27 protein-coding genes are annotated in these 25,171 nt (G+C 40.7%); 7 read left to right on the top strand and 20 right to left on the bottom strand.

Features of this window, described 5'->3' with window-relative positions; all coding sequences use genetic code 11:
* Nucleotides 1-22 precede the first annotated feature (22 nt).
* From SSAL8618_RS03725 to SSAL8618_RS03710, 4 genes are all read right to left on the bottom strand, one after another.
* Entirely contained in the window at nt 23-862 is an 840-nt protein-coding gene (locus SSAL8618_RS03725) for a DUF4300 family protein (protein ID WP_038675675.1), read from the bottom strand.
* Between the two features lie 166 nt (nt 863-1,028).
* Entirely contained in the window at nt 1,029-1,301 is a 273-nt protein-coding gene (locus SSAL8618_RS03720; RefSeq protein WP_038675674.1) for a hypothetical protein, read from the bottom strand.
* A 123-nt stretch (nt 1,302-1,424) separates the two neighbouring features.
* Nucleotides 1,425-2,060, bottom strand: a complete 636-nt coding sequence (locus SSAL8618_RS03715; protein ID WP_038675673.1) for a copper homeostasis protein CutC — start codon at nt 2,058-2,060, stop codon at nt 1,425-1,427.
* 36 nt (nt 2,061-2,096) lie between these two features.
* The gene (locus SSAL8618_RS03710; protein ID WP_021144459.1) at nt 2,097-2,666 is read right to left on the bottom strand and encodes a TetR/AcrR family transcriptional regulator; all 570 of its coding nucleotides are present in this window, start codon (nt 2,664-2,666) and stop codon (nt 2,097-2,099) included.
* Nucleotides 2,667-2,791: 125 nt separating this feature from the next.
* On the opposite strand from SSAL8618_RS03710, the gene SSAL8618_RS03705 reads away from it, so the two are divergent.
* Together SSAL8618_RS03705 and SSAL8618_RS03700 are read left to right on the top strand one after the other, a co-directional pair.
* Nucleotides 2,792-3,634: a DegV family protein gene (locus SSAL8618_RS03705; protein ID WP_038675672.1), complete on the top strand. Its 843-nt coding sequence runs from the start codon at nt 2,792-2,794 to the stop codon at nt 3,632-3,634.
* A gap of 229 nt (nt 3,635-3,863) precedes the next feature.
* A complete protein-coding gene (locus SSAL8618_RS03700) occupies nt 3,864-5,036 on the top strand; it encodes an MFS transporter (RefSeq protein WP_038675671.1) in 1,173 nt (390 codons plus the stop codon).
* A 63-nt stretch (nt 5,037-5,099) separates the two neighbouring features.
* Here the strand turns inward: SSAL8618_RS03700 and SSAL8618_RS03695 are convergent, their stop codons facing one another.
* A complete protein-coding gene (locus SSAL8618_RS03695) occupies nt 5,100-5,876 on the bottom strand; it encodes an alpha/beta fold hydrolase (protein ID WP_038675670.1) in 777 nt (258 codons plus the stop codon).
* Nucleotides 5,877-6,171: 295 nt separating this feature from the next.
* Between SSAL8618_RS03695 and SSAL8618_RS03690 the strand changes: the two genes are divergently transcribed.
* A complete protein-coding gene (locus SSAL8618_RS03690) occupies nt 6,172-7,059 on the top strand; it encodes a helix-turn-helix domain-containing protein (protein WP_038675669.1) in 888 nt (295 codons plus the stop codon).
* Nucleotides 7,060-7,063: 4 nt separating this feature from the next.
* A complete protein-coding gene (locus SSAL8618_RS03685) occupies nt 7,064-7,852 on the top strand; it encodes a CPBP family intramembrane glutamic endopeptidase (RefSeq protein WP_038675668.1) in 789 nt (262 codons plus the stop codon).
* Between the two features lie 240 nt (nt 7,853-8,092).
* On the opposite strand, the gene SSAL8618_RS03680 is transcribed toward SSAL8618_RS03685, so the two are convergent.
* The 6 genes from SSAL8618_RS03680 to rlmD all read right to left on the bottom strand — a co-directional run bounded on the left by SSAL8618_RS03680 (nt 8,093) and on the right by rlmD (nt 13,482).
* A complete protein-coding gene (locus tag SSAL8618_RS03680) occupies nt 8,093-8,662 on the bottom strand; it encodes a hypothetical protein (RefSeq protein ID WP_038675667.1) in 570 nt (189 codons plus the stop codon).
* 251 nt (nt 8,663-8,913) lie between these two features.
* A complete protein-coding gene (locus tag SSAL8618_RS03675; protein WP_002886129.1) occupies nt 8,914-9,447 on the bottom strand; it encodes a GNAT family N-acetyltransferase in 534 nt (177 codons plus the stop codon).
* Nucleotides 9,448-9,931: 484 nt separating this feature from the next.
* Nucleotides 9,932-10,774 carry an AraC family transcriptional regulator gene (locus tag SSAL8618_RS03670; RefSeq protein WP_038675666.1) on the bottom strand — a complete coding sequence of 281 codons (843 nt, stop codon included), beginning with the start codon at nt 10,772-10,774 and terminating at the stop codon, nt 9,932-9,934.
* Nucleotides 10,775-10,910: 136 nt separating this feature from the next.
* Complete coding sequence (locus tag SSAL8618_RS03665; protein ID WP_038675665.1) at nt 10,911-11,300, bottom strand: bleomycin resistance protein; 390 nt, start codon at nt 11,298-11,300, stop codon at nt 10,911-10,913.
* Between the two features lie 28 nt (nt 11,301-11,328).
* Nucleotides 11,329-11,649: a TfoX/Sxy family protein gene (locus SSAL8618_RS03660; protein WP_038675664.1), complete on the bottom strand. Its 321-nt coding sequence runs from the start codon at nt 11,647-11,649 to the stop codon at nt 11,329-11,331.
* Between the two features lie 474 nt (nt 11,650-12,123).
* Entirely contained in the window at nt 12,124-13,482 is a 1,359-nt protein-coding gene (gene rlmD / locus SSAL8618_RS03655; RefSeq protein WP_038675663.1) for a 23S rRNA (uracil(1939)-C(5))-methyltransferase RlmD, read from the bottom strand.
* Between the two features lie 213 nt (nt 13,483-13,695).
* On the opposite strand from rlmD, the gene SSAL8618_RS03650 reads away from it, so the two are divergent.
* Genes SSAL8618_RS03650 through SSAL8618_RS03640 form a run of 3 tightly spaced genes read left to right on the top strand, consistent with a single transcriptional unit; the run spans nt 13,696 to nt 16,303 of the window.
* The gene (locus SSAL8618_RS03650) at nt 13,696-14,244 is read left to right on the top strand and encodes a carboxymuconolactone decarboxylase family protein (RefSeq protein ID WP_002885920.1); all 549 of its coding nucleotides are present in this window, start codon (nt 13,696-13,698) and stop codon (nt 14,242-14,244) included.
* Nucleotides 14,245-14,283: 39 nt separating this feature from the next.
* The gene (locus SSAL8618_RS03645; RefSeq protein WP_038675662.1) at nt 14,284-15,348 is read left to right on the top strand and encodes an acyl-CoA dehydrogenase family protein; all 1,065 of its coding nucleotides are present in this window, start codon (nt 14,284-14,286) and stop codon (nt 15,346-15,348) included.
* Nucleotides 15,349-15,364: 16 nt separating this feature from the next.
* Complete coding sequence (locus tag SSAL8618_RS03640; RefSeq protein WP_038675661.1) at nt 15,365-16,303, top strand: SLAC1 family transporter; 939 nt, start codon at nt 15,365-15,367, stop codon at nt 16,301-16,303.
* A 14-nt stretch (nt 16,304-16,317) separates the two neighbouring features.
* On the opposite strand, the gene SSAL8618_RS03635 is transcribed toward SSAL8618_RS03640, so the two are convergent.
* The 9 genes from SSAL8618_RS03635 to aroB all read right to left on the bottom strand — a co-directional run bounded on the left by SSAL8618_RS03635 (nt 16,318) and on the right by aroB (nt 25,171).
* Entirely contained in the window at nt 16,318-17,739 is a 1,422-nt protein-coding gene (locus SSAL8618_RS03635) for an LCP family protein (protein WP_038675660.1), read from the bottom strand.
* Between the two features lie 11 nt (nt 17,740-17,750).
* Nucleotides 17,751-18,575, bottom strand: a complete 825-nt coding sequence (gene pheA / locus SSAL8618_RS03630; RefSeq protein ID WP_002890467.1) for a prephenate dehydratase — start codon at nt 18,573-18,575, stop codon at nt 17,751-17,753.
* Nucleotides 18,566-19,057, bottom strand: coding sequence for a shikimate kinase (locus SSAL8618_RS03625; protein ID WP_037597597.1), 492 nt, complete (start codon nt 19,055-19,057; stop codon nt 18,566-18,568). The genes pheA and SSAL8618_RS03625 overlap by 10 nt, the downstream gene beginning before the upstream one ends.
* Nucleotides 19,050-20,333, bottom strand: coding sequence for a 3-phosphoshikimate 1-carboxyvinyltransferase (aroA, locus tag SSAL8618_RS03620; protein ID WP_038675659.1), 1,284 nt, complete (start codon nt 20,331-20,333; stop codon nt 19,050-19,052). Before aroA ends, SSAL8618_RS03625 begins: the two co-directional genes overlap by 8 nt.
* 80 nt (nt 20,334-20,413) lie before the next feature.
* Nucleotides 20,414-21,364, bottom strand: a complete 951-nt coding sequence (locus tag SSAL8618_RS03615; protein ID WP_038675658.1) for an L-lactate dehydrogenase — start codon at nt 21,362-21,364, stop codon at nt 20,414-20,416.
* A gap of 88 nt (nt 21,365-21,452) precedes the next feature.
* A complete protein-coding gene (locus SSAL8618_RS03610; RefSeq protein ID WP_002890462.1) occupies nt 21,453-21,791 on the bottom strand; it encodes a YlbF/YmcA family competence regulator in 339 nt (112 codons plus the stop codon).
* A 9-nt stretch (nt 21,792-21,800) separates the two neighbouring features.
* Nucleotides 21,801-22,907, bottom strand: a complete 1,107-nt coding sequence (locus SSAL8618_RS03605) for a prephenate dehydrogenase (protein ID WP_038675657.1) — start codon at nt 22,905-22,907, stop codon at nt 21,801-21,803.
* Between the two features lie 29 nt (nt 22,908-22,936).
* Nucleotides 22,937-24,103, bottom strand: a complete 1,167-nt coding sequence (aroC, locus tag SSAL8618_RS03600) for a chorismate synthase (protein ID WP_038675656.1) — start codon at nt 24,101-24,103, stop codon at nt 22,937-22,939.
* Complete coding sequence (gene aroB / locus SSAL8618_RS03595) at nt 24,104-25,171, bottom strand: 3-dehydroquinate synthase (RefSeq protein WP_038675655.1); 1,068 nt, start codon at nt 25,169-25,171, stop codon at nt 24,104-24,106. It abuts the gene before it with no gap.

The following is a 25,171-nucleotide window of genomic DNA, read 5'->3' as shown; positions in this document are numbered from 1 at the left end:
AAAACCTTCTTCTCACCTTAAGCTAGTCCATATCCACCCATTTGTCATTGTCCATGATAAAGGGTTTGGCTAGACCTGGTCCGGTATAGTCCTTGTACTTGGTTGTGAGATACTTATAGCAGTCTTTCTTGCTGGCAAATTTTATGGCTTGGTAGGGCTCTTCGAAGGTCAATTTTTCGACAAATAAGTAACCATTTGTCGTAGGTACCAAGACTCCGACGTGACCGACAAAAAGGGAATTTCCATCCAGATTATCGTGGACAACGACCGACAGCATGCGTGCCTTGTCATCAAAGGTAAACTGCTTGTAGTAATCCTCCATATGCTTGGCGTGAACCTTGACATCTTGGGTAGCTTCAGTTTTGACCCTTGAAAAAAGAATCTCAAAATTTTCCTGATCTTTGGCATCAAAGAGCTTGCCCTTGTCAATGGCATCCTTATCTTGGAAAAGGAGCTCACTATCACTCTTGACTTGTGGAATCTTAATTTTGCCTTTCAGTAGCGTATAGGTGTTGATACGACAGTTGGTGCCGATAAAGTCACCATGCTTGGCTGTCCACAGGCTACTGATTTTTTCCACATCATAGTCTGTTTTGCTAAATGGCGCAAAACTCCCAGAAAGACCTACAGAACCCACGGTGTCATTGTAAGCAGTAACGAGATTGATAAAGTTATCCACACTCTCCTTGTTCAAATGTTTCGAGAGTATGGCTCGCACCTCACTAATACTAGCCTTACTATTAAGGTTGGAGTAATTTGCTTGCTCCTCTTTTTTGTGGAGATGTGCAAAAACTGCTAAACCGACAAGTAGCAGGCTAGAGATAGATAAAAGAATTAGCGTCTGTTTTTTCAAAGTTTTCATAGGCCCCTCCTTGGCTTCATTATACCAGATTTTGACATCTACTTATTCTCAGAATACTTTTTGCAGTGTAAAAATGTCATTGAAACTCAATGAGTGCCTCAGGGTAGCCGTTAGGAACGAAAAAAACTGCAAGCAAGTAGCTGCAGTTCGTGGATAACCATAGTCCTTATTTCTGAGTATTGCCAAGTTTTTTAAGATAGGTATAGCCCAAATAGAAAAAGAAGAGGGCAAAGAGAATAAAGGCAACCATGACGAGTTTAGTCCCACCTAATTGATAGGCAATGTAAACAAAAGTATTAACCTTGATCTGACCACCCGTTTTTTCCAATAGCGAAAGGCTCTGTGAGTAATAGTGACCAAGCCAAATAGCTCCTAGCCCTAATAACGGATAAATAATGACACCCAAGATAGGGTTCTTTTTTAACAAATTATCTAACATACATCCCCCAATTTTTTTAATGCTATAGTAATAGCTTACCAAAGAATGACTAGAAAAGCAAAGTGCCTCCCATTGCACAACAATCAAAAGGAACCGAGCCAAGAAGCTGGTTCCATTGTAAATCTAAAAGACGACACGTGTTCCATGAACTTGCTCAAGACCAGGTATGGCAAGAAATTGGTCACGATTAGTCACGGAGATACCACCTCCTGCTAAAATATCCAACTGACCGTCTGCTAGCTGAACCAATTCTGCATAACGTTTCAAGCGTGATTCTAAATCAGTCTCGGGAGTTCCAGCACGGGTGAGCAGACGCGTCACACCGTGTTCCTTAAGCCACTGGATAGCACTAGGCTGGTCTGCTTTAGGAATCTGGTCAAAGACCATGTGCATGGTGACCTCCAAGCCTCGACTAGCATCTAGCAAGGTCTTTAGAGCTTCTGTATTGAGTTGGTTTTCCGAAGTCAAAGCCCCTAGTGCAAAGCCGTCAACACCCAAGTCACGCGCACATTTGATATCTTCTAGCATGATAGCTAATTCCTGCTGGCTATAGACAAAGTCGCCCCCTCGTGGACGGATCATTACAATCACTTTAGCCTGATAGTCCTTGGCCAGCTCAACGGCTGCCTTTATGACACCATAAGAAGGTGTCGTGCCTCCAACAGCCAGATTATCACACAACTCCACGCGTTGAGCACCGGCTTTAAAGGATTTTTCTAAGAGAGTGACATTCTCTGCACAAAATTCATAAATTGGCATACAGAACCTCCAATTAGTTGTAGTAGTAGGCGATTACTACTTCTTCTTTTGTGGAAAAAGCGGGAGACCGAGCTTGGCGATTTTTTCCGCTGGGGTCTTCATGCCATCCTTGACCCATTTGGAAATTACTGAAACAATAGCCGAGCTCCAGAAGGAATTAAGGTAGCTACCGGCACCATTTGATGAGCTACCATTTCGTTTTTCCAAAAAATCATAAACAGCCTTGGTCAATACTTGCTCAAAATTGTAATCAATGGCAAGACTGATGATTTTGGCTTCTTTTTTGACTTCCTTAAGGAGATAAACCCAGACTTGGTAAAGATCCGTCTTGAGATTATACCCATCTAAAGATTTGGTTATCTTTGCAATACTAGACTCAAAAATGGACTTCAAAATCTCTTCCTTGGAACCATAATTGCGATAAAAGGCAGCTCGGGATACACCTGCACGCTCAACCAGTTCCGATATGGTAATCTTTTTAAAGTCTTTTTTCTCCAACAATTGCAGGAGAGAAATTTCGATGGATTCTCGTGTAATTGCCTTGTTTTCTTGGTTAAATCGTTTCAGATTTTCCAAGGATTTCTCTGAGATTTTTCTTTCTGCCATAACATTCACTTTCTATCTGTCACACCCGATGAGATCTACTATGATAGCAATGCACTTCATGATAAAATTGTAAAAGAAGACAAAACACTTGTCAATGTACATTATGCAGATATGAGGTATAACCTATGAAATGGAAAATTATTGCGGATTCAGGCTGTGACTACCGTTCTTTAGACAATCTGGCACCAGATACGGAGTTTGTCAGTGTCCCTTTGACTATCCAAGTGGGCGAAACCATTTACAGGGATGATGCCCAACTCAATATTGATCAAATGATGGAGGAGATGTATGCAACTACAACTGCTTCCAAATCTGCTTGTCCAAGTCCTGATGACTACATGAAGTCCTTTGAAGGGGCGGACAATATCATCGTTGTGACGATTACCGGAACCCTTTCTGGGAGCTATAATAGTGCTGAAATTGCTAAGAAAATTTATCTGGAAGAGCATCCTGATACCAAGATTCACGTCATTGATAGTCTATCAGCTGGTGGCGAGGTCGACCTGCTCGTTCGTAAGCTCAATCACTTAGTCGCAGAAGGCCTTGATTTTGACCAAGTCCTTGATGCCATCACAGCTTACCAAGCCAAAACTAAGTTGCTCTTTGTTTTAGCTAAAGTTGATAATTTGGTGAAAAATGGTCGTCTAAGCAAACTGGTTGGCACCGTTGTTGGACTCCTCAATATCCGTATGGTCGGTGAAGCTAGTAAGACTGGTACCCTAGAGTTGCTTCAAAAAGCTCGTGGCCAAAAGAAAGCTATCAAAGCTGCCTTTGATGAATTGATCAAGGCAGGCTATACAGGTGGACATATTACGATTGCTCACCGCAACAATAACAAATTTATCGAGCAATTCTCTGCATTGATTCGTGAAAAATTCGCCCATGCAAGCATCGAAGTCCTTCCTACTTCTGGACTTTGTAGTTTTTATGCCGAAGAAGGCGGACTCCTTATGGGATATGAAATTTAAGAAGACATCGAATAGAGGCTGGACTAGATGTTCAGTCTTTTTTAAATCCTACTCTGTTATTAGATAATCAGTAGAATAAAATTTTATAACTAAAGATTCTCTCTTTTTCTTTGTGATAATCCATCGTAATCGCTTTCATTACTCTCATCATTTATGGTAAGATGGAAGTGACGCATTAGTGTCATATGCTTATAAATTTGAATACCCTTATTAAATATGGAGATGCTTTATGAAACAGAAACATTCACATTTTCTAATCCCTGGAATCCTTCTTCTAGGAATCGTTTTGCGGGCTCCGTTCACAACCTTGTCAACTGTCTTATCAGACATTGCTTCTGGTCTAGGAGTTGAGGTCAGTTCTCTCGGTCTCTTAACAAGTCTGCCTCTTTTGACCTTTGCCATATTCTCGCCTTTTGCAGCAAGCTGGGCCAAACGCTTTGGTATCGAAAAACTCTTCCTCGGTGTTTTAATTGTGATGACCCTTGGTTCTGCTCTTCGTACCATCAACCTTCCTCTTCTTTATGCGGGAACGCTTTTAGTCGGAGCTGGGATTGCCTTTATCAACGTTCTTCTCCCAAGCCTAATTCAGGCTAATGAGCCAAATCAGTTAGGATTCTTAACCACACTCTACATTACAGCCATGGGCTTGTCCACAGCCGTGGCTTCATCGGTAGCCGTTCCAATCACTAAGGCAACCTCATGGCAAGGCTTGGTCTGGGTATTAACAGCAGTCTGTGCCTTGGCTCTTGTGGTTTGGCTTCCTAATGTTCGTCACAATCATTACTTAGAACAAGATACTTCTACTAGCGAAAATTCAGGCAGTTGGTATAAGAGCGGCAAAGTCTGGGCCATCATGATTTTCGGTGGATTACAGTCACTCTTCTTCTACACCACTATCACTTGGCTTCCAACAATGGCCACTCAAGCTGGTGTCGGCGAAGCTAATGCCGGAATTCTAGCTTCCGTTTTCACACTGACAAGTATTCCATTCTCTATGATCGTTCCTAGCCTAATCACTAAACTTTCTGATCGTAACCGCCATTTGATGCTAGTGATTACCGTCCTAGCAGGATTCATCGGAGTTGCCATGCTCCTAGTCAATACAAACAGCTTTGTGTATTGGTTAGTCCTTAACCTCTTAATCGGAAGTTCTGCTAGTGTCCTATTCCCTTACATGATGGTTGCCTTTTCAATGAAGGCTAGCACCCCTGAAAAAACAGCCCAACTATCAGGTTTAGCCCAAACCGGAGGCTATATCTTTGCGGCACTTGGTCCAGTCCTATTTGGCTCAAGCCAACAACTCTTTAACTCTTGGACCCCTGCTGTTCTAATTCTTCTCGTCTTGACCCTAATCATGGGAATAGCCCTCTATAAAGTTGAAAAAACAGATGTTATTTTGTAAGTGAAAAAATAATACAAGAAAATGCCCCACAAGTTATAACTTGTGGGGTGTTATTTTGTATAATCAATTATTATTCTCCAAAAATGGAACAACCAAGTCAATCCACTCTTGAGGTAGGTAGGATGATAAATAGCCGTGATTATAACCCTTTGCTTCAAACAGAATAGTGTTGGGATGCAGCTGCTCAAATAACCTAGCTGACTCCTTAACACATTTCAATTCTTTTTCACCATAAATATAGAGAACCTGCGCCTTACTTTTAGAAATCCTACTATTCAATTTGTAGTGCCCCATATAAGTCTTATAGATAGTCACTAATGTTTTGTTAGGTGTCCTTGGCATATCCTCCATATAATAATTTTTTATCTCGTCTGGGTAAGCTAATTGGGGATAGAATTTATTCATTAAGCTTAACTGAAGTTTGCAAGAGGATTTACTGAACATCAGTTTTCCAAATAAAGATACCAACAAGATACTAAATCTCGCCAACCTTGGTTGAGGAATACAGATACTTCCGTCTATGATAGCTTTCTCAGCTATATCGCTGTCTAAGGACAAAAGTTCCATGGCAATTTGACCACCAAGAGAAACTCCACCCACAGCAAATAATTTCCCACCACAGTTCTGTCGGACATAGTTCAGAATTTCTTGTGCCGAATCTTCCGTTGATATATAATCCTTTTGATGCTCCTCTCCGTGACCATTGAGTGTTGGTAGAATGACATGGTATTTATGAGATAAGATACGAGCTTGCATAAGGTAATTCCACCAAGAACTACCCCCACCGTGTATCAATAAAATGGGAGGCAAATTTTTATCACCAAATTCATGAAATTTCATATTTTAACTCCTTACTGTAGACTTCTACTAGATTCTTCAATTAAGACTTATCACGTTCAAACTGTAAAAATACCACAACGTATGATTTCAGTATACATCTATATTTTAATAAAACTATGATAAAAAACGCTAAAAATCCGCGTCAGAACAGTGAATGCCACGCAAAGTAGCAAAAATAATGAGAATGCAACCGATACTTGCTTGTGCTGTAATCTTCGTTTATTCTATACTAAAATCAGTCATATTGCTACTTTATGACAAATTACATCATAGAAAATAGAGGAGGTCATACAACATGACATTTGCTGAAAAATTAAAATCCATACGTAAACAAGTAGGGATGTCACAAGAACTTTTAGCTGAAAAAATCGGTGTATCAAGACAAGCTGTAACAAAGTGGGAAACTGGTGCTGGAATTCCAGATATCGAAAATATGATATCCATTTCAAACCTATTTAACATCTCTATCGATGAGTTAATCTGTAATGAAAGAACTACTCTTAATACAAGCGAATATCTTTTTGAGAGTATCACAGAGTATGATATCGATAAGATCAAGAGCTATGATATGAAATTTGGAGGCGCAGAAAAGTTTGTATTGTCCGGATACAATGGAGAAAAAATTCGAGTTCGTCTGGTATCCAATCTTCTTTCTACACTTCAAAATGATTTTAAAGTAAAAATTGATGATAGTAGAAAAAGAATTGACCTAGATGTAAAACGTTACAATGGTATAACAGAGGCAACGGCTAAAGAAACGGTCAGTATCTTTGTGCAAATCCCAACTCGCTATATTAGTCACATTGAATGCGCGGTTCGTGCAGAGTCTGTAGAAATTCACTCCCTAGAATGTGACAATATCGAACTTGACCTTAAAACATCTCGTATTACCCTAGAAGATATTTCAGGTAAAGTAAAAATAAACTGTAATCTTGATATGGAAGTATTATGTCATTCATTAAACGGTGAAGTTGACATTAACCAGATTTCAGCAACTTCCAGAATTCGTATTCCTGAAAACAGCCTATTTACTGCTGTTACCAAAGGGATTGGAACAAACATTTATTATGAAAAAAATGGGCAAAAAACTGAACCATTCGATTCACCTGATTCAGATAATATAATTGAATTGAATGGAATTAAGAGTGAACTGGTTATCTATACAGCCGAAGAAAGAGGATAACTAAATGAATGTAAATTATTTAAAAAGATACATCATCAGTTCTTATGTCCTTGTTTGGGCACTCATTATTTTTGTAGCAGCTCCTGCAAGTTTAGTATTTAAGGTTCCACCTGTTATCATGTGGATTGTACGAAATCTCGTCGCATGGTCTCCATCATACCTTCTTTTATTTGGATGGAAGTATTTCAGGACTGATGAGAAAAGAACAACTTTCCTTAAGCGGTGTTTCTCTGCTAAAGTATCATTACTCCCACTTCTATCTTCATTTGGTCTTACATTTGGGCTCAGTATATTATCACTCTTCATCTACTCACTAATTACCCAAAAAACAATGTTCTCCTACATTAATCTAGGAACCGTATCATTGCCACTAAGTATATTCTTATCATTTACATCAGGTCCGACTGGTGAAGAATTAGGGTGGCGTGGTTATATGAGAGAAGAATTTAATAAAAAATATCATTTTTTAAAATCCTCTATTTACCAAGGCCTAGTCTGGTGTTTCTGGCATACACTTCTGTGGGTTGTAGATTCAAAATTTACGGACTGGCGTGCAGTTCCTTATATTATTGCTAATATAGTTGTGATTACATCTATTACTATTTGTATGAATATTATTTTGGAAAAATATAACAATCTGATTTATTCTATTTTCATGCATTTTGGCTTTAATATCGTTTATGTATTTTTGGATGCCGATATCGGATTTTTTATTATTTTAACCCTGCTATATATGCTCATTACACCTATTGCAATTTATTTTCGAAATAAACGTGTGAAAGCATATAATTAAAAAATTACCGCTAACTCTATCTAATCTGAACCTTTTCGATTTCTACAGCAATATCATCGTATGAACTATCTAGTTCCCTATAAGTTCCCAAACTAAAACATGAGAACCCCAACAGATGCTTTCATCTATTGGGGTTCTCATGCTTTTAAAAATTATATTCTGTTTCTGATTAGAACATAAATTTATCTTTGCTTTTCTAACAAACCATTTCACATTAACTGAATCATAAACTCTCAAAACTCAGTGTTTTAACGATTGAATCTCTTCTTTCACATATCCTTCTACATCTTCAATCTCTACAAACAGCGGGTCTAAGTGACACAAGAAGTGCCAATCTTCGCCACCGCGTTTTCTGTAGAGAATCGCTTCGCCGTCTTCACTTCCGAAAAAGCTTCTGTCGGCTTCATATCCACTGCGTTCTATGAAGTCTTTTGCCTTGCGATAGTTCGCTTCTCTGGCTTCGACATAGGCTTTCACTTCATCGTTGTTAACGACATACGCGTCGATTTTTGAATAGCCTTCGATCACTTTATCGTTTTTAACGGATAGATTCGAAATCTCTTTCCAAATAATGTCCACATTTTCCTCAGAATTGAACGAAAATCTAGATAGAGGAACAATATTTCCGTTAAAGACAATTTCCATATAATCCGGCAAGTATTTTGGGTTCACATACTCCACTTCAAACCCATCTTCTGTTTCTATAGTATACCCAGGGATTTGAGCTACAAAGGCTTTACCCTCATCTAAAGAATCAAACGCGACTAATTCCTTTTGATAATCACCTTGATAAAATTCCAATATAACCATCGATAACCCTCCATTTAAACTTTACGGCGCTACGCAAATTTATTTTTCAGATTTTACAAGCAGTGATACCGCCTCAACATGAAACGAGTGAACACTATGTATGTCAGTAAACCTATCTGTATATTGAAACATGTCTACAGAGCTTTTAACGATCTCAAAAGGTTATCATTTAAAGGTATTACTTCGACAAACTGGGAATTATCATTCTAGACAAAACTGAAAGTTATTTTATCTCAGCAAATTCAAAAATGCTAATCTATTCTCTTCTCAAATCTAAACATCCCATCTCGAAATTGTGAATCAATTTCTTCATCCATACTATCTGTTTCGTTAGGATCGGGATGATGCTTATTGAAGAACTCTACAATGTGAAAGCCACATCTGTTTACATAAAAATGAATATTGCGTTGTTCAAAATATGGAGTTACTGTCCCCCAAAGTTTTACTTGAGGATACATTTTTTCAATCTCACACCATGCAGCATAACCAATTCCCTTACTATGAACATTTGGAGATACAAACAGCAAATCCAGTTCTCCTTTTTCACCATTAACATTTATTACAATTCCACCGACTTTTTTATTATTGTATATGATACGATAAGCCTTTCCGTCGGCAATAGACTGTTCAATTGTTTTTCTTGAAATAATTTGTCCATCTTCTTCGAAGTGGTTATCTCTATGACCAAACTCCACCATTGCACCATAATTAAATGCTTCCTGATTATCTAATATAAATTGCTCCTTATCATCTGATGCTAATTGTTCAAGAATAACATCACCCATAAATCAACCCTCCAGAACTTCTAATTTGTCTTTGTTTAAAAATAAATTCCATTATATAATTCCATAAACTCTTTAGAAGAATTTGTGACAAGTTCATAGTCAAGTGCAGTACTAAAATTTCTTCATTAGTTGGTCTCTTGATTCAATATATTTATATTTTAAGATTTTTTCACTTTTACTTGTGTGCTTTAGTCAACAGAACTACGTTCTCAGTCTGCAGTAGCACATAGCTAATCAAACTTCGCCTTGCTCGTTTTCTTGGGTGTACCTTACATAGGACGTACATCTGCTTCTACTTCACTGATGGCTCAGCTCACACAAGCAGCGATACTCCATCAACCTAAAACGAGTGAACACCAAGTATGTCAAGAAGTTGAGTTGTATGCGGAAACATATCCACTAAACTATTTAACGATAGCTTGAGGTTATCGTTAAAAGGTATTACCTCGGCAAACTGGAATTTTCCAGCTCGACAAGCTGGTTTTTAAGCTTTAGTTATCGGAATCCAAAGTTCCATTTTGTAGTCTTTGCTGTGCATATCACCTTCATAGTAATATTCAAAGTCAGGTTTTTCTGAATGAATATAGCCATGCTCAGGGAAGAATACTTCCATTGCATATTTCCACCCGTTATGAATGCACTCCGGAACACTTCCTACTAATTCTACAACTGCATACTCCGCTTCTTCCACTTCCAAAACATCTAAGCCCATACTTGTGGCTTTATCTACATCATTAACGATATAACCAGCCATATAGTTTATTGTACTTGGGTTTTCCACATCATGGCAAACGCCAACACTTTGACCGTTTCCCAAACTTGCAAGTTCATCGTGGCTATATTTTTCATACAGCTTATCCCAGACACTTGGACATAATGATGAATTGATGCTTTGTTCATTTACTCCTGCAACCGTAAAGGTTTTTTTCTTTTGAATTGTAATATTCATGCTTCTTCCTCCTCTTACACTTAATGCTAATTGCACTCGTGATACTAATTTGAACGGTTTCCCGTTTCTTACCTCAGAAGGAGTAAATCCATGAAAATTCTTAAATGCAGTTCCAAATGAATCCGATGACTCATATCCGAATTTTAAGGCAACATCAATAATCTTTTCGTCCGTATCTCTTAATATAACGGCAGCTTCCGTCAATTTTCTGCTTCTTATATATTCTGATAGCGTTGTTTCGGTTAGAATAGAGAACAATCGGCTGAACATAGAATAAGAGTATCCGGATAGCTGAGTTACTTTCTTTTCGTCAATCTCATCATCAAGAACTGTTTCAAGATAATCAATCGTATTGTTAAATGACTTGATAATATTCATTTCAATCCCTCCTTTCTTTCGGTTTATTTTAGTATAGAGGAAGACTTCTTTTCCTACCCTACAATATCTGTACAAGTTTTATAGGTTTCATCTCATAAAAACTTGTACCTTGCTAAATTCAACAAATTGGCATTTATCAATTTGTAAATCTTAATAAATATCCATTGGGATCTTGTATTAAGAACTCAATTTGTGTTTCTTCTGCACCATTAACTTGATATTGATTTCTTGTTAGTTCTCTATATATTTCAAAATTTAGAGCTTTCACTAATTTATAAATTCCTTCAACATCTTCGACTGCTATTGAAAAATTTATACCTCTTCCCAAGGGATAACTTAATTCGCCTGTGTTCCACCCATCATCATGAATTTGTTCAAACATAAACTGACTACCTTGAAAAGACATGAAAACAAACCTTTCATCATTGCGTTCGTATTCTATTTTGAATCCTAATCTGCTATAGAATTTTTTTGTTTTATTAATATCAAAAACCGATAATTCCGGAATCATCTTATTAAAATCCATCTTCACTTCCCCACAACTTCAAATTTTATTATTTCTTTTTCTTTGGTTTGGGTACAGGTAATTCATCATACATTGAATTGAATAAGCCGGTTAAATATTCTTTGTTGTCAACATCATCTACCAATAGCATTTCCTTTGCACCTTCATACGGCAATTCGTATTCTACATTCGGCATATACGCAATTGCAGATTTGACAGGCTTCACTAAAAATCTATCATCATAAATTCCACCTATAATTTTCCCTCGATAATAAATTATATACTCACCCATCATTGCTCTATATGATATTTCTTCCAACTCGGACAATTGTTCTAAAATGAAATCTAAATATTCTTTACTTGAAGCCATAATCTACACCTCCAAAATTTGCATTGGTCTACAGGATTTTTAAAACTTATATTAGTTCAATATGGTGGGCCTTCCGTTTCTACTATGCTACTTCGTAGCTCGTACAAGCAGTGATACTACCTCAACATGATGCGTCTGCGGGAGTTCAAAGCTCCACTGGAGCTTTGAAGCATCTCGCCTTGAAATGTAAAAGCGAGATGTTTAACTGCGTCTTACCAATAAACTCACACACTCGGCGGTTCGCTGTTACCGTATCGTTTCGTCGTAAACTCCTTACTCTACGACAGCTATGCCCCAGGGCACCTTCTCGACCTTCGGTCTCACCTTGTCGCATGGGCTGAACATCTGCTTCTACTTCGCTGACGCCTCAGCTCGTACAAGCAGTGATACCGCCTCAACATGATGCGTTTGCGGGAGTTCAAAGCTCCAGTGGAGCTTTGAAGCATCTCGCCTTGAAATATAAAAGCGAGATGTTTAACTGCGTTTTACCAATAAACTCACACACTCGACATGATGCGTTTGTGGAAACAAATCAACCGGCTGGACTTTCTTCAACTTATAACCCAACTCTTGATAGCGTTTGATATCACGCGCCATGGTTGCTGGGTTACATGAGACATAGGTAATCTTCTCAGGTTGCATGGCAACGCTGGCTTTGATGAAGCTTTCTGTCAAGCCCTTGCGTGGTGGGTCCACAATGATAACGTCTGGTTCGATGCCATCCTTGCTCCACTTGGCCATGGCATTTTCAGCTGAGTCAGCCACATAGTGGGCATTTGTAATGCCGTTGCGTTCTGCATTTTTCTTGGCATCTTCGACAGCTGTTTCGATGACTTCAACGCCGTAGACTTCCTTGACCTGTTTTGCAAATGACAAACCGATTGTCCCGATTCCTGAATAGGCATCAATAACAATGCTGTCACTGTTTAGATCTGAGAAGTCAATGGCAGTTTGATAGAGTTTTTCAGCCATCTCGGTGTTAACCTGATAGAAAGACTGGGCAGAGATCTCATAGTCATTGCCCAACATACTGTCTGTGATGGTGTCTTGGCCATAAAGGGTGCGGAACTCCTTACCAAAGATGGCGTTAGTGTTCTTATCGTTGATGTTTTGGATGATAGAAACGACACTCGGGAAGGCTTCCGTAATCTTAGCAATAACCTGGTCAATACGGAAAACTTTTGGTCTGGTCGTTACAAAGACCAACATCATCTGACCTGAATAATGACCACGACGAACTACCAAATGACGAATCAAACCTGTCTGCTCCTTCTCATCATAAGGTTTGAGGTCATAGCGGCGTAGAAGGTCACGGACAAAGACAATGAGTTTATCAATTTCCTTGTCTTGAATAAGGAAATCTTCAATTGGAATCAAGTCGTGCGAATTCTTGCGGTAGAAACCTGTTTCAAGCTGACCTTTAACACGGCGAACGGGCACCTGCGCCTTATTACGGTAAGCGTACGGTGTATCCATCCCCAATGTTTCAGCGACTTCTACGTCTGAGATACCTGCTGTCTTGTAGAGGTTGTCCACAACTTGTTTACGCTTGAACTTGAGCTGCTCCTCGTAAGTCATATGCCCAAAATCAGCTATTCCTGAACGGAGATAGGTTGCATCAATGTCCTGATTACGGTTTGGTGAAAGGGTCACATACTCCTCAACCTTACCAAAGCCGATATTTTTCTTGAGCTTAAGCACGCGCATCTTGATGACTTCACCTGGGAGGGCATTATCCACGAAAAAGACAAAGCCATCCACCTTGGCTACCCCTGCTCCTTCATGTGTCAAATCGACAATTTCAACTTCTACAATAGCGTTTTTATTTAACATAATTCAACTTTCTTTACTTTTATAGGGCTTAAACATACCTTCAAAAGCCTTTTACTATCCTCCATTATAGCACATATAAATCAAATTTATGGCTGGCCATAAATAATATAGATTTTTCAGAAAAGCCATACAGTGCTATCATAGGTCCATGACAAAAAATTTAACGGCTCAGCAATTTGGCTAGATGTCGTTTCTATATAAAGGAGAATAATCATGCCAGATATTACCATTCATACAATCGAAACTGCACCAGAAGAAGTCAAAGACGTCCTTCAAACAGTCAAAGATGCCAATGGGGGATACATTCCAAACTTGATTGGTCTCCTTGCTAATGCGCCAACTGCGCTTGAAACTTACCGTACTGTCGGTGAAATCAACCGTCGCAATTCATTGACACCAACTGAACGTGAGGTTGTTCAAATTACAGCTGCTGTTACTAATGGCTGTGCCTTCTGTGTGGCAGGTCACACAGCCTTTTCAATCAAGCAAATCCAAATGACACCACAGCTTTTGGAAGCCCTTCGTAACCGTACACCAATCGAAGACGATCCAAAACTTGATACCCTTGCTAAATTCACTATTGCCGTGATTAATACCAAAGGTGCTGTTGGTGATGAAGCCTACAATGACTTCTTGGAAGCTGGTTACACTGCTCAAAATGCCCTTGACGTTATCTTGGGTGTCAGCCTTGCTAGCTTGTGTAACTACGCTAACAATCTCGCACAAACACCGATTAACCCTGAACTTCAAGAATTCGCTTAATTCAAAACCAAAGGATAAACTAGAGGAGGACCTAAGCCTATGTCACATTTTTCAAAAGAATTTCTTACTTGGTTGGATACCAACGCTGACCATATTGACCAAGAGTCTGGACCCATTGCGGACCAACTTCTTGAAAAAATTGCTGAAAACGACGTCTTTAAAATCGGCGTACCTGCTGAGTTTGATGGCCTAGGTGGTGGTCCTACTCAAGTCGTTGATGTGCTTGATGAATTGGCACAACACTCTTTGACAGCTTCCTTTATTTCTTGGGGACACCGTACTTTCATCGAGTATATCCTAGCTAGCGACAATGCTTATCCTCGTGAAACATGGTTGAAAGAATTGTATACCGGTGAGCGTGCTGGTGGAACTGGCTTGTCAAATGCGGTCAAATTCTTGTCAGATATTGAAGAATTGAATGTTACCATCAGTCAAGAAGGCGATGACTACTATCTTGATGGTCGTTTGCCTTGGGTAACTAACCTTCGTTCTGATAAATTTGCTGCTCTCTTTGCTGCTGACTTTAAAGACGGTAGCCAACCTTGGATTATCACTATTCCATCTGAAGCTGAGGGACTTAGCCGTTCTGAAGATTTGGAATTTGTTTCCCTTCAAGGTGCTAACACTGCCTCTCTTACTTTCGATCACGTTAAGTTAGATCCTAATTGGATCCTTTCAAAAGAAGGTACGGACTATATTGCCAAAACACGTCCAAACTTCCTTGGTTTCCAATTTGGTCTTGCCTTTGGTTTGGCTAAACGTTCTCTTGATGAGGTTGAAGCTAGTCTAAACAGTAACCGTAGCGTTCTTCGTGAAGAATTTGAAGCTACACGTGAAAATCTTCTTGCTATCCAAGACCAACTCTTTGCAGGGCTTAATGATGCCGATTATTTCATTGAAAAACCACGTGAACTTTTCCAATTGCGTATCGATATTGTCGATGTCGTAGCCAACAGCTTGCTCCTCGAACTTCAAGCTAGTGGTGGTCGTGGCTATTTGAAAGAATCAGAGTCAAGCTTTATCCGTCGTTGGAATGAAGGCGTCTTCCTTCCAATTGTATCTCCGAGTGCGGTTCAGCTTCGTCACATTCTTGCAGCTAGCTAGAAAGGCCGGTGGACCAATGAAGGTATTTTTTAAGAAAATTCCCTTGGCCCTATCTAGTCTAGTTCTTGCCCTCTTTAGTTTATCCAATCAAATAAGCCACTATACCCTGATTGCTCAGGGTATTTGGTGTTTAGCCAGTATAGGTTTTATACTTATACTGGGACGCTTGATTCTTGGATTTGAACAAATAAGAGAAGATTTGCGAAATCCAGTCATTGCTTCGGCCTTTGCTAGCTTCTTTATGGCTGCTTTTCTCTTTGGCAGCCGCCTCCCACTAGCTCAAACAGGATTGAGTGTGACTTGGCTTGGACTCCTTGGACTTTATATTGCCTATATTATATTTTTCAGTCTGCGTTTTATGCGCCCACTATCTTTGAACCAAGTCTTTCCAAGCTGGTTCGTGGTCTACGTTGGCCCTGCTATCAGTCTTGTGACAGTACCGGCTAGTGTTCCTACTAGCATCAAGGGACTTATTCTGGGAGTAACGGGATTAGCGACTCTGGTCCTCTTTCCACTTGTCTTATGGAGAATGAAACAGATAGCCATCCCTCACCTATATCAGCCTATACTTGCTATTTTAGCAGCACCTCTGGCCCTTCTTATTACCAGCTCAATCAAGAGTAATCAAAGACCTGCAACTATTATTTTACTTGCCCTACTTCTATTCTCACAAGCATTCTTTTTCTACGCTCTTAATCTCTTTGTAAAACTGGTTAGAAAAGGCTTTATGCCACTTTTTGCAGCTTTTAGCTTTCCCTTGGTCAATAGTGTCAATGCTTTTAAGGCAGCTACCACCAGTCTGGGTTTAGTCAATCCAGCTACCCAATTGATTTATAAGGTAGAGTTCGTCATTATTCTTCTTATCATGACCTATTTGCTCTATCATTTTCTAAAACTCTTATACATGGCGCTTATACAAGCTCTTAATACCAAAAAAGAAGCAGGTTCAGTGTGAATCTGCTTCTTTTCTTATCTAAATCCTAGTTCCTTTAATTTATCCTGATAAGTGTCAAAATCAATTTCAATTCCTTGACCGCCATACAAATCATAGCTGTCAATCCAATCACCATCCGAAGGAATGGTTTGCGAATTGATACCTTTTTTGAAACTACCGGCATTTGAAAGCCCCAAGTCCAACATGTCCGTCATACTCATATTGGTTGAGGTCAGTGAGTAAACCTTCCCCAAAGCCTCAGGCCCTTTGAAGAGGCTAAGTGGATTCTTAAGCTGCTTCATGACAGCCTGCATCACTTGTTGCTGGCGCTTGGTACGGCCATAGTCACCCTCGTCATCCTTACGAAAACGGGCATAATTCAGAAGGGTGCGGCCATCCATATCTTGCTTACCAACTTTAATGGTTTGATTTGGCACGTGACCGTTCTTGTCCATCTTCAAATCATCTGGAACTTGGACCGAAGACACTTTTTTACCATCAATGGTCGCAAACTTCGCATTGATTTCTACACCATTTGGGAAGAGGGTATCAACCCCTGTCGCAAAGGTTTCAAAGTCAACCATGGCATAGTACTTGATATCAATATCAAAATTTCGTTTGAGCGTCTCCCGCATGAGCTCTGCCCCTTGATGATTATTTTGCTCACCAATATTGAAGGCCGTATTGAGTTTCAAGTCCTGAGAATAGTCGGTTTCTGAAGCCCCCTTGATATTGACCAAGGTGTCTCGCATAAAGCTAACCATCTTAACCTTACCTTCTTTATTGCCCACATTGACCACCATAATGGAGTCTGTTCTGGCATCGGTAGATTCTTGGCTAACGCGTTGGTCAGAACCTAGAATAAGGATATTGACCCCATCCTTGGTATCCTTGCCATTAAAGGTCTCAACTATGGCAGGCTGGTAGGATTTACCATTATTACCCGCAGCAGAAAGGTCTGTTCCCTTGTAAAATTGATAAGCCATGGCTATCACTAAGAACACAACTCCAAGACTCAAGCAACTAAGCATCAGCTTAACAACTTTCTTGAGCCTTCTCTTTTTCTTTGGTCGCTTTTTCTTGGCTACTTGCGACTTGGACCTTGGAGCCGACGTTGCTGAAGGAGTTGCTTGTCTTTGAACCTTTTTACGTTTAGGTTTACTTTGAGCGACTTCCTCCCGATAGACAGGCAAACCTTCCTCAGTTAGCTGATTGACAGACTCATAATCACGTTCTTGATAGTAGTCAGAACGATTGTCATAAGGCTGGCGCCACGCTGCTTGATAGTCCTCTCTTTGCGCTTGATACCGCCGCTCAGCTTCATAGGCATCCAACTTTCCTTGAAGATAATTGAATTCTGAGGCCTGCTGTCCATTCAGGTGAGCAAGATTTTTTAAAAGATAGCTGTAACGTAACCGTTCATGATGCGTAAACGGTCCATTGTTAGATTTGGTCATAAGATTTCCCTTTAAATTTCATAGACTTGGTAAGCACCCAAGATTTTATATCCAATTCCAACTGCAGTCAGCTCTTCAAGAGCGAACTGAGCCAACTTTTCCTTTGTATAATCACAGTCAATAATAAAGAAATACTCGCCAAGTACCGTCTTCAAAGGACGACTTTCTATCTTGGTCAAGTCAATGCCTCGCCAGGCAAAGGTCGATAAGGCCTTGTAAAGTGCCCCTGGCATATTGTCAGGCAGGGTCAAGGCCAGCGTTAATTTGCAATCAATCTGATTGAGCGGAATCTCAGGAACGGTGTTCCCCAACACCCAAAAGCGGGTATAATTCTTTTCAATCTCCTGAATATCCTTAGCCAAGATTTGAAGACCGTATTCCTTAGCAGCTGCATGCGGAGCGATTGCAGCATATGGCTGATCTGGATTATCAGCGACAAAACGCGCCGCAAAGGCTGTACTGGCTGTTGTCTCAATCTTGGCATGTGGAAAATGCTGTTTAATATATTTTTTCCCTTGGGCAATAGCCTGTGGGTGTGAGAAGATTTTCTCAATTTTCTCATGATGTTTCGTCGCCATCAACTGCTGCTTGATGGGCTGAACAATCTCTGCCACAGCACGAATATCGGCCTGATGGAAGAGATAGTCTAAACTCTCATGAACAGAGCCCTCAATGGAATTTTCCACCGGAATGACCGCATAATCCACACGTCCCTCTTCATAAGACTTGATAACCTCGGTAATGGTACCTAGAGAAACCAATTCTGCCTCAGGAAAAGCCTTTAAGGCTGCATTATGCGTAAACGACCCACTAGGGCCCAAATAACCTACATACATTTGATAAACCTTGCTACTTCTTCTGGCGTTCGGTTATCAACTGTGACAACCAAATCTGCTAAATCTTGATAGAGTGCCATTCGACCGTCATAAATAGCCTTAAAATCCTCTTTGGAATGATTGAGAAAGAGTGGGCGCTGATTCTTGGTATCCTTTTCAATGCGATCATAGACCACATCGAAAGAAGCATGGAGCCAAACGTTATGCTTACGATTTTTCGTCAAGAGCTGACGATTGCGCTCCGTCACAACGACACCACCTCCAGTAGAGATGATGACGTCATCTCCCTCTTGAAGGAGTTCCTCCAAAGTCTCAGACTCAATCTGACGAAAGGCTGCTTCACCTTCTTTTGCAAAAAAATCAGCAATGGACATGCCGATTTTCTCCTCGATGACCTGATCCATATCCACGAAACGACCATCCAGGTATGGGGCGACGGAACTCTTACCAACTCCCATAAAGCCCAATAAAACCTTAGCCATGGAGCAATCCTTCCAAGTCACTAAAGAAGCTTGGGTAACTTGTATTGATAGCTTCCGCACGTTGCAAGTCAACCTCACCATCTTGAACCAAAAGGGCAGCAATAGCTGTCATCATACCAATACGGTGGTCACCCAAGGTATTAACCTCTGCCCCATGAAGAGCCGTCTTACCAGTGATAATCATACCATCCTCAGTTGGTACAATATCAGCACCCATAGCATTCAAGGCATCCGCTACCACCTGAATACGGTCAGTCTCTTTGACCTTAAGTTCTTCAGCATCACGAATCACAGTCTTACCTTGGGCTTGTGTCGCCAAGAGTGTGATAATTGGAAGTTCATCAATCAAACGTGGAATGATATCTCCACCAATTTCAGTTCCTTTAAGTTCTGAAGTTTCAACCGTAATGGTCGCAGATTTTGCAACCTGGTCAATATCTGAAAGGGTAATCTTACCACCCATGTCTTTGATCACATCAATGATACCCGTACGCGTCTCATTGATACCAACATTTTCCAAGACAATCTTAGAGTTAGGTACCACAAGTCCTGCTACCAACCAAAAGGCAGCTGAAGAAATGTCACCTGGGACCACAACTTCTTGAGCAGTGAAAGTTTGGCCACCAGAAATACGAATTTCCTTGCCATCTACCTGAAGCTGACCACCAAACTGCTGAATCATATCTTCCGTATGGTTACGTGTTTTTTCCTTCTCGATGATAACAGATTCGCCATCAACTTGAAGAGCTGCAAAAATAAGGGCAGATTTAACCTGAGCAGAGGCCACAGGCAATTGGTAATGAATAGGTTTAAGAGACTTGCTACCATGCATTTTCAAAGGTGGCAAATCGCGATCCGTCTGACCTGATACCTCTACACCCATCTGACGCAAGGGAATGGTCACACGGTCCATAGGGCGTTTTGAAAGGGAATCATCCCCAAACATCTCTACATCGAAATCTTGACCAGCGAGCACACCTGAAATCAAGCGAATGGATGTTCCAGAGTTACCCATGTCCAATTTGTTTTGAGGAGCCTTGAGACCATCAAAACCAACACCGTGAATGCGAACCACATCACCGTCATCCTCGATAGTCACACCCAGATCACGAAAGACCTGCATGGTTGAGAGGACATCCTCACCTCGTAAAATATCACGAACAGTTGTCACACCTTTAGCAAGACTTCCGAACATAATCGAACGGTGACTGATTGACTTGTCACCAGGGATACGCAAGCTGCCATGAAGACCTTGTGCCTTGGTTTCTAGTTTCATAGGTTACTCCTGAAAAATTTATAGTTGCTCTCATTATACCATAATTTAAAGCCCAACCATAGACTGAATTGTCAAAATATTCACTCTCTAGTATTAGTATACTTTTCTCTTAGAAAGGCAACTGCCTCTTGAACACGGTTACGAATTAAGTTAGCAGACTCCTCCAAAAGACGATCTTCCTCAGCCGACAAAGACAAGTGAACTGGAGCAGCCACCCCATGACGCCCTAGGATGACTGGATAGCCAAGATAGGTTTGATAGGCTTCTTGATAGCTTGATACTGCCACTTCTTCTTGAGCATCCGAAAGGATAATGGCTACCAAACGAAGAGCCGCACTGGCAATGCCATAAGAAGTATAGCCCTTACCATAAAAGACATTGTGGCCACCCTTCATAGAAGCCATAAAAAGATTTTGACGCTCTTCTTCACTGGTCAATACTGTAATATCTTGACCTTTGACCTTGACTTGACTCCAGGCTGTAAATTGGGAATTCCCATGTTCGCCAAGATTGTAGCCGGATACTGATTTTGGATTGACTGATAAATCATCTCCTACCGCTGCCTTCATTCTAGCTGTATCGAGTAGAGTCCCTGTCCCAATCACACGTTCTCTTGGCCAACCTGTGAACTCTTGATAGAGGGCTGATACGGCATCTACAGGGTTTGAGATAACCAAGAGTATGCCTTTAAAATCCAATTTTTTGAGTTCCTGAGAAACCTGATAAACAGCTTCTCGGGTAAATGGAAATTCAGCAAAACGGTCCTCACCGGCATTATGCTGTAACTGAATATTTCCAAGGGATGAAATAATCACATCAGCATCTTCAAGTGCTGCATAATCATTAACCACGATGTTGGCATAGCTAGGCAGATTGGCCATAGCATCTTTAAAATCCTGGGCATCCGCCTCAGCCTTTTTCTCATTGATATCTATAAAGACATAACTATCAGCCAAACCTTGAGCAATAGCTCCATGAGCTACCGCAGCTCCAACATTTCCCATACCAATAATTCCAATTTTACGAGCCATCATTTTCCTCCTTAATATTTGATCTTCATTCTTAGACAATCTCTTTTGAATGCAGAAAAGGGCCTGTCAACTGACATACCCTCTCTGATTAGCTATTCAATTCTTGCAAAGGTTTGAAGATGATACGTTCAATATCATTCAAATAAACAGACAAGCCTTGTTGTGCAGCCAAGTATTCTTTCAAAAGGGCATTAGCTTCCACTTTTTGCCCCAATTCTTGAACAGCTGCTTGTTCTTCTGCTGTTGGCATTGTACCAGCTTGCATTTTAGCATAGAAATCCTCTTGGAAATCAGTGAACTCTTTGAAAAGAGCACTAGCCTCAGCATCAGCTGCGATAGCTTCTTTTTTCTCTACCAAAGTTTTGTACTCAGGAAGGGCACGAATGCCACGTTCCAACTCATTTGCTAAATCATAAATATTTGTCATTTTATTCTCCTAGGCGATCACCACATGATAGTCTGTATTGGCTTCAATAACAGTCTTAGCATGTGAACGATCTTTTTCATTTTTAAAAGTAATTTGAAGGATACCATGAATATCCTCGCGATTTTCTTCATTGATACGAAGGTTAACCAAAGACGTTCCTCGCAACAATTCCATAATGCTAAGGATAACGTCCTCACGGTCAGGCACATCCACGAAAATATCGAAGGCACTTTCCACGCCACCCTTTTTGTGGATTTCCATCTCTTTACGCTTCTTACGACCATTGTCAAAGAACTCCCAAATGGCATTCTCATCCTCAGCCTTAATCAAGTCAGCCACATGGTCCAAACGTTTTTTGAAATCTTCAATACGATCCAAAACAGCTGGCCCATTGGTCATGAGAATGGAAGCCCACATACCCGGTTCACTCTCAGCAATACGGGTCATATCTCGGAACCCCCCAGCCGCAAAGTGATTGGTCATCTCATGGGCCTGAGCATAATCAGCCGCCTGCTCCATAAGACCAGATGCTAAAAGGTGGGGAAAATGACTGATTTGACTGGTTACACGATCGTGTTCAGCCGCATCAATCTCCACAAAACGTGACTTAAGCCCAGACAAGATGTCCTTAAGCTCTGGGATAGTTGTCTCTCTTGTCAGACTTGTCGGTGTGAAAATATAATAGGCATTTTCAAAAAGCGTCACGTCGGCTGCAATAGCCCCTGATTTATGGGAACCAGCCATAGGGTGGGAACCTACAAACTGAACATTTTTACCTGTTAGGTAACGTTCAGCTGCCTCAACGATATCCAACTTAGTAGATCCTGCGTCTGTGATGATGACATTATCTTTGAGATCCAAGTCAGCCAATTCCTGCAAGTAGGCCACAGTTTGCTTAATTGGCACTGCAAGGATAATCACATCAGCAAGTGGGGCAAATTCTTTGAAATCACTGGTTGCACGGTCAACGATACCACGCTCAAGCGCAATATTTCGAGAATAGTCAGAGCGATTATATCCAAGAATCTCATAATCAGGGTGGCCTCTTTTAATCCCTAAAGCCAAGGAACCACCAATTAAGCCCAATCCTGCGATATAAATTGTTTTCTTACTCATTACTACTCCCATCTATTGTCTGATGCTGCTTAAAAGTTTTTCACATAGTCACGATGACGTGCTACCACTTCTTTCAATTCTTCCATGTTATCGGAAGAGAATTTGTCCAAGATTTCATTAGCTAGGACTGTAGCAACTACGGATTCCATAACAACACCCGCTGCCGGCAAGGCCGTTGGATCTGAACGCTCAACTGTTGCCTTGTAAGGTTCGTGTGTTTCGATATCTACTGACATCAAAGGCTTGTAAAGGGTTGGAATGGGTTTCATAACCCCACGCACCACAATCGGTTGTCCATTGGTCATACCACCTTCGAAACCACCAAGATTGTTAGTGCGACGTGTATAACCATCCTCTTCATTCCAGAGAATCTCGTCCATCACTTGGGAGCCCTTGAGGTAGCCATCTTTGAAACCAAGACCAAATTCCACACCCTTGAAGGCATTGATGGATACAACTGCTTGAGCAATCTTAGCATCAAGTTTTGTATCCCATTGCACATAAGAACCAAGACCAACAGGAACACCACCAACGACAGTTTCAACGACACCACCGATTGTGTCTCCCTCTTTTTTGATCTGATCAATGTAGTCTTTAATCTCTTGTTCACGTTCTTGGTTAACGACTGAAATCTCTGATTGTTGAGCCAATTCCTTGATTTGAGCTACTGTCAAATTCTCAGGCACATCAATTTCCTTACCACCAAAGACAACAACATGGTTAGCAATTTCAATATCGAGCTCAGCCAAGATACGTTTAGCGACAGCACCTACTGCCACACGCATAGTTGTTTCACGCGCACTAGAACGCTCCAAGGAATTACGCAAATCATCGAAACGGTATTTCATTCCACCAACCAAGTCAGCATGTCCTGGACGTGGGTGAGTGATTTTACGTTTGGTTTTCAAACGGTCTTCAATGTCTTCCACAGCCATGATGTCCAACCATTTTTGATGGTCCTTATTGATAACATGAAGGGTGATTGGAGCCCCTGTTGTTTTCCCATGACGAACACCAGAAGTGATTTCAACTTTATCAGACTCAATTTTCATACGGCCACCACGACCATAACCACCTTGGCGGCGTTTCAAATCAGCATTGATATCTTCAGCCGTCAAGGGAAGACCAGCTGGAACACCTTCGATAATTGCTGTTAAACGTGGGCCATGAGACTCACCTGCTGTTAAATATCTCATTTATTTCTCCAAGTACTCTTTCATTTCAACTAAAGGAATCTGATTGATAGCTGCCTTACCAATCTCTGGAACGATAACTGTCTTAATGCTATTGCCACGAGCTTTTTTATCATGTGTGAGGGCTGTATAGAGCTCCTCAACACGCCATGGCTCATAGTCTACTGGCAAGCCAAATTTGACACACATCTCAGCGATTTGACGTGTGATCCCCTTAGGCATCAGACCTTTTTCCTCAGCAACTCGTGAAATCTGAACCATTCCGATAGCTACCGCTTCACCGTGCATGACTTTTCCGTAACCAGCTGTTTGTTCAACGGCATGCCCAATCGTATGACCAAAGTTGAGGTACATACGAACCCCACCTTCAAACTCATCTTCAACGACAATTTTACGCTTAACGTTACATGAACGGTAAATAATGGTTTCTGAGTTTTCTAGGATACTGTGAACCGAACCATCAATGCTTTCAAGAAGCTGCCAAAGTTCAGGATCGTCAATCAAACCGTATTTGACAACCTCACCCATACCTTCGATCAATTCACGTTTACCAAGTGACTCAAGGACATTAGGGTCAATCAAAACCCCATCAGGCTGAGCGAAAGTTCCCACGATATTTTTAGCAAATGGTGTGTTCACACCGGTCTTACCACCAATAGACGAATCCACTTGGGCAGTGAGACTAGTTGGAACCTGAACGAAGTGAATGCCACGCATATAAGTTGAAGCGACAAAGCCTGCTAAATCTCCAACAACGCCACCACCAAGAGCAAGAATGCCATCACTACGAGTCATGCCTTTCTTAATCAAAAACTCATAAGCCTTGTTAACAGTCTTAAGATTTTTACTCGCTTCACCTTCTAGAAAATCAAAAACGACAACCTCAAAACCTTCGTGCTCCAGGCTAAGCTTAACTTTTTCTGCATATAGAGCTCCCACATGATTGTCCGTAATAAGGGCAATCTTTTGTGGTTCCCAAAGTGACTTCACCCATTGACCGACGGTCTTAAGGGCTCCTTTTTCAATAATAATGTCATAAGGGTTATGTGTTAAATTTACCTCTAGTTTCAT

This window comes from Streptococcus salivarius, assembly GCF_000785515.1.
GTDB lineage: Bacteria > Bacillota > Bacilli > Lactobacillales > Streptococcaceae > Streptococcus > Streptococcus salivarius.
Note: the sequence above shows the minus strand (reverse complement) of the source record. Positions and strands in the feature narration are given on the sequence as shown.

Bases quoted from the DNA above. Each gene is read 5' to 3' on its own strand.
- SSAL8618_RS03645 (WP_038675662.1), top strand. From the start codon at position 14,284: ATGTCACATTTTTCAAAAGAATTTCTTACTTGGTTGGATACCAACGCT.
- SSAL8618_RS03650 (WP_002885920.1), top strand. From the start codon at position 13,696: ATGCCAGATATTACCATTCATACAATCGAAACTGCACCAGAAGAAGTC.
- SSAL8618_RS03665 (WP_038675665.1), bottom strand. From the start codon at position 11,300: ATGGATTTTAATAAGATGATTCCGGAATTATCGGTTTTTGATATTAAT.
- SSAL8618_RS03705 (WP_038675672.1), top strand. From the start codon at position 2,792: ATGAAATGGAAAATTATTGCGGATTCAGGCTGTGACTACCGTTCTTTA.
- aroA (WP_038675659.1), bottom strand. From the start codon at position 20,333: ATGAAACTAGAAACCAAGGCACAAGGTCTTCATGGCAGCTTGCGTATC.
- SSAL8618_RS03670 (WP_038675666.1), bottom strand. From the start codon at position 10,774: ATGAATATTATCAAGTCATTTAACAATACGATTGATTATCTTGAAACA.
- pheA (WP_002890467.1), bottom strand. From the start codon at position 18,575: ATGTATGTAGGTTATTTGGGCCCTAGTGGGTCGTTTACGCATAATGCA.
- SSAL8618_RS03615 (WP_038675658.1), bottom strand. From the start codon at position 21,364: ATGGCTCGTAAAATTGGAATTATTGGTATGGGAAATGTTGGAGCTGCG.
- SSAL8618_RS03610 (WP_002890462.1), bottom strand. From the start codon at position 21,791: ATGACAAATATTTATGATTTAGCAAATGAGTTGGAACGTGGCATTCGT.
- aroB (WP_038675655.1), bottom strand. From the start codon at position 25,171: ATGAAACTAGAGGTAAATTTAACACATAACCCTTATGACATTATTATT.
- SSAL8618_RS03680 (WP_038675667.1), bottom strand. From the start codon at position 8,662: ATGGTTATATTGGAATTTTATCAAGGTGATTATCAAAAGGAATTAGTC.
- SSAL8618_RS03700 (WP_038675671.1), top strand. From the start codon at position 3,864: ATGAAACAGAAACATTCACATTTTCTAATCCCTGGAATCCTTCTTCTA.
- SSAL8618_RS03625 (WP_037597597.1), bottom strand. From the start codon at position 19,057: ATGGCTAAGGTTTTATTGGGCTTTATGGGAGTTGGTAAGAGTTCCGTC.
- SSAL8618_RS03695 (WP_038675670.1), bottom strand. From the start codon at position 5,876: ATGAAATTTCATGAATTTGGTGATAAAAATTTGCCTCCCATTTTATTG.
- SSAL8618_RS03725 (WP_038675675.1), bottom strand. From the start codon at position 862: ATGAAAACTTTGAAAAAACAGACGCTAATTCTTTTATCTATCTCTAGC.
- SSAL8618_RS03605 (WP_038675657.1), bottom strand. From the start codon at position 22,907: ATGAGTAAGAAAACAATTTATATCGCAGGATTGGGCTTAATTGGTGGT.
- SSAL8618_RS03710 (WP_021144459.1), bottom strand. From the start codon at position 2,666: ATGGCAGAAAGAAAAATCTCAGAGAAATCCTTGGAAAATCTGAAACGA.
- SSAL8618_RS03715 (WP_038675673.1), bottom strand. From the start codon at position 2,060: ATGCCAATTTATGAATTTTGTGCAGAGAATGTCACTCTCTTAGAAAAA.
- SSAL8618_RS03675 (WP_002886129.1), bottom strand. From the start codon at position 9,447: ATGGGTGATGTTATTCTTGAACAATTAGCATCAGATGATAAGGAGCAA.
- aroC (WP_038675656.1), bottom strand. From the start codon at position 24,103: ATGAGATATTTAACAGCAGGTGAGTCTCATGGCCCACGTTTAACAGCA.
- SSAL8618_RS03685 (WP_038675668.1), top strand. From the start codon at position 7,064: ATGAATGTAAATTATTTAAAAAGATACATCATCAGTTCTTATGTCCTT.
- SSAL8618_RS03690 (WP_038675669.1), top strand. From the start codon at position 6,172: ATGACATTTGCTGAAAAATTAAAATCCATACGTAAACAAGTAGGGATG.
- SSAL8618_RS03660 (WP_038675664.1), bottom strand. From the start codon at position 11,649: ATGGCTTCAAGTAAAGAATATTTAGATTTCATTTTAGAACAATTGTCC.
- SSAL8618_RS03635 (WP_038675660.1), bottom strand. From the start codon at position 17,739: ATGACCAAATCTAACAATGGACCGTTTACGCATCATGAACGGTTACGT.
- SSAL8618_RS03640 (WP_038675661.1), top strand. From the start codon at position 15,365: ATGAAGGTATTTTTTAAGAAAATTCCCTTGGCCCTATCTAGTCTAGTT.
- rlmD (WP_038675663.1), bottom strand. From the start codon at position 13,482: ATGTTAAATAAAAACGCTATTGTAGAAGTTGAAATTGTCGATTTGACA.
- SSAL8618_RS03720 (WP_038675674.1), bottom strand. From the start codon at position 1,301: ATGTTAGATAATTTGTTAAAAAAGAACCCTATCTTGGGTGTCATTATT.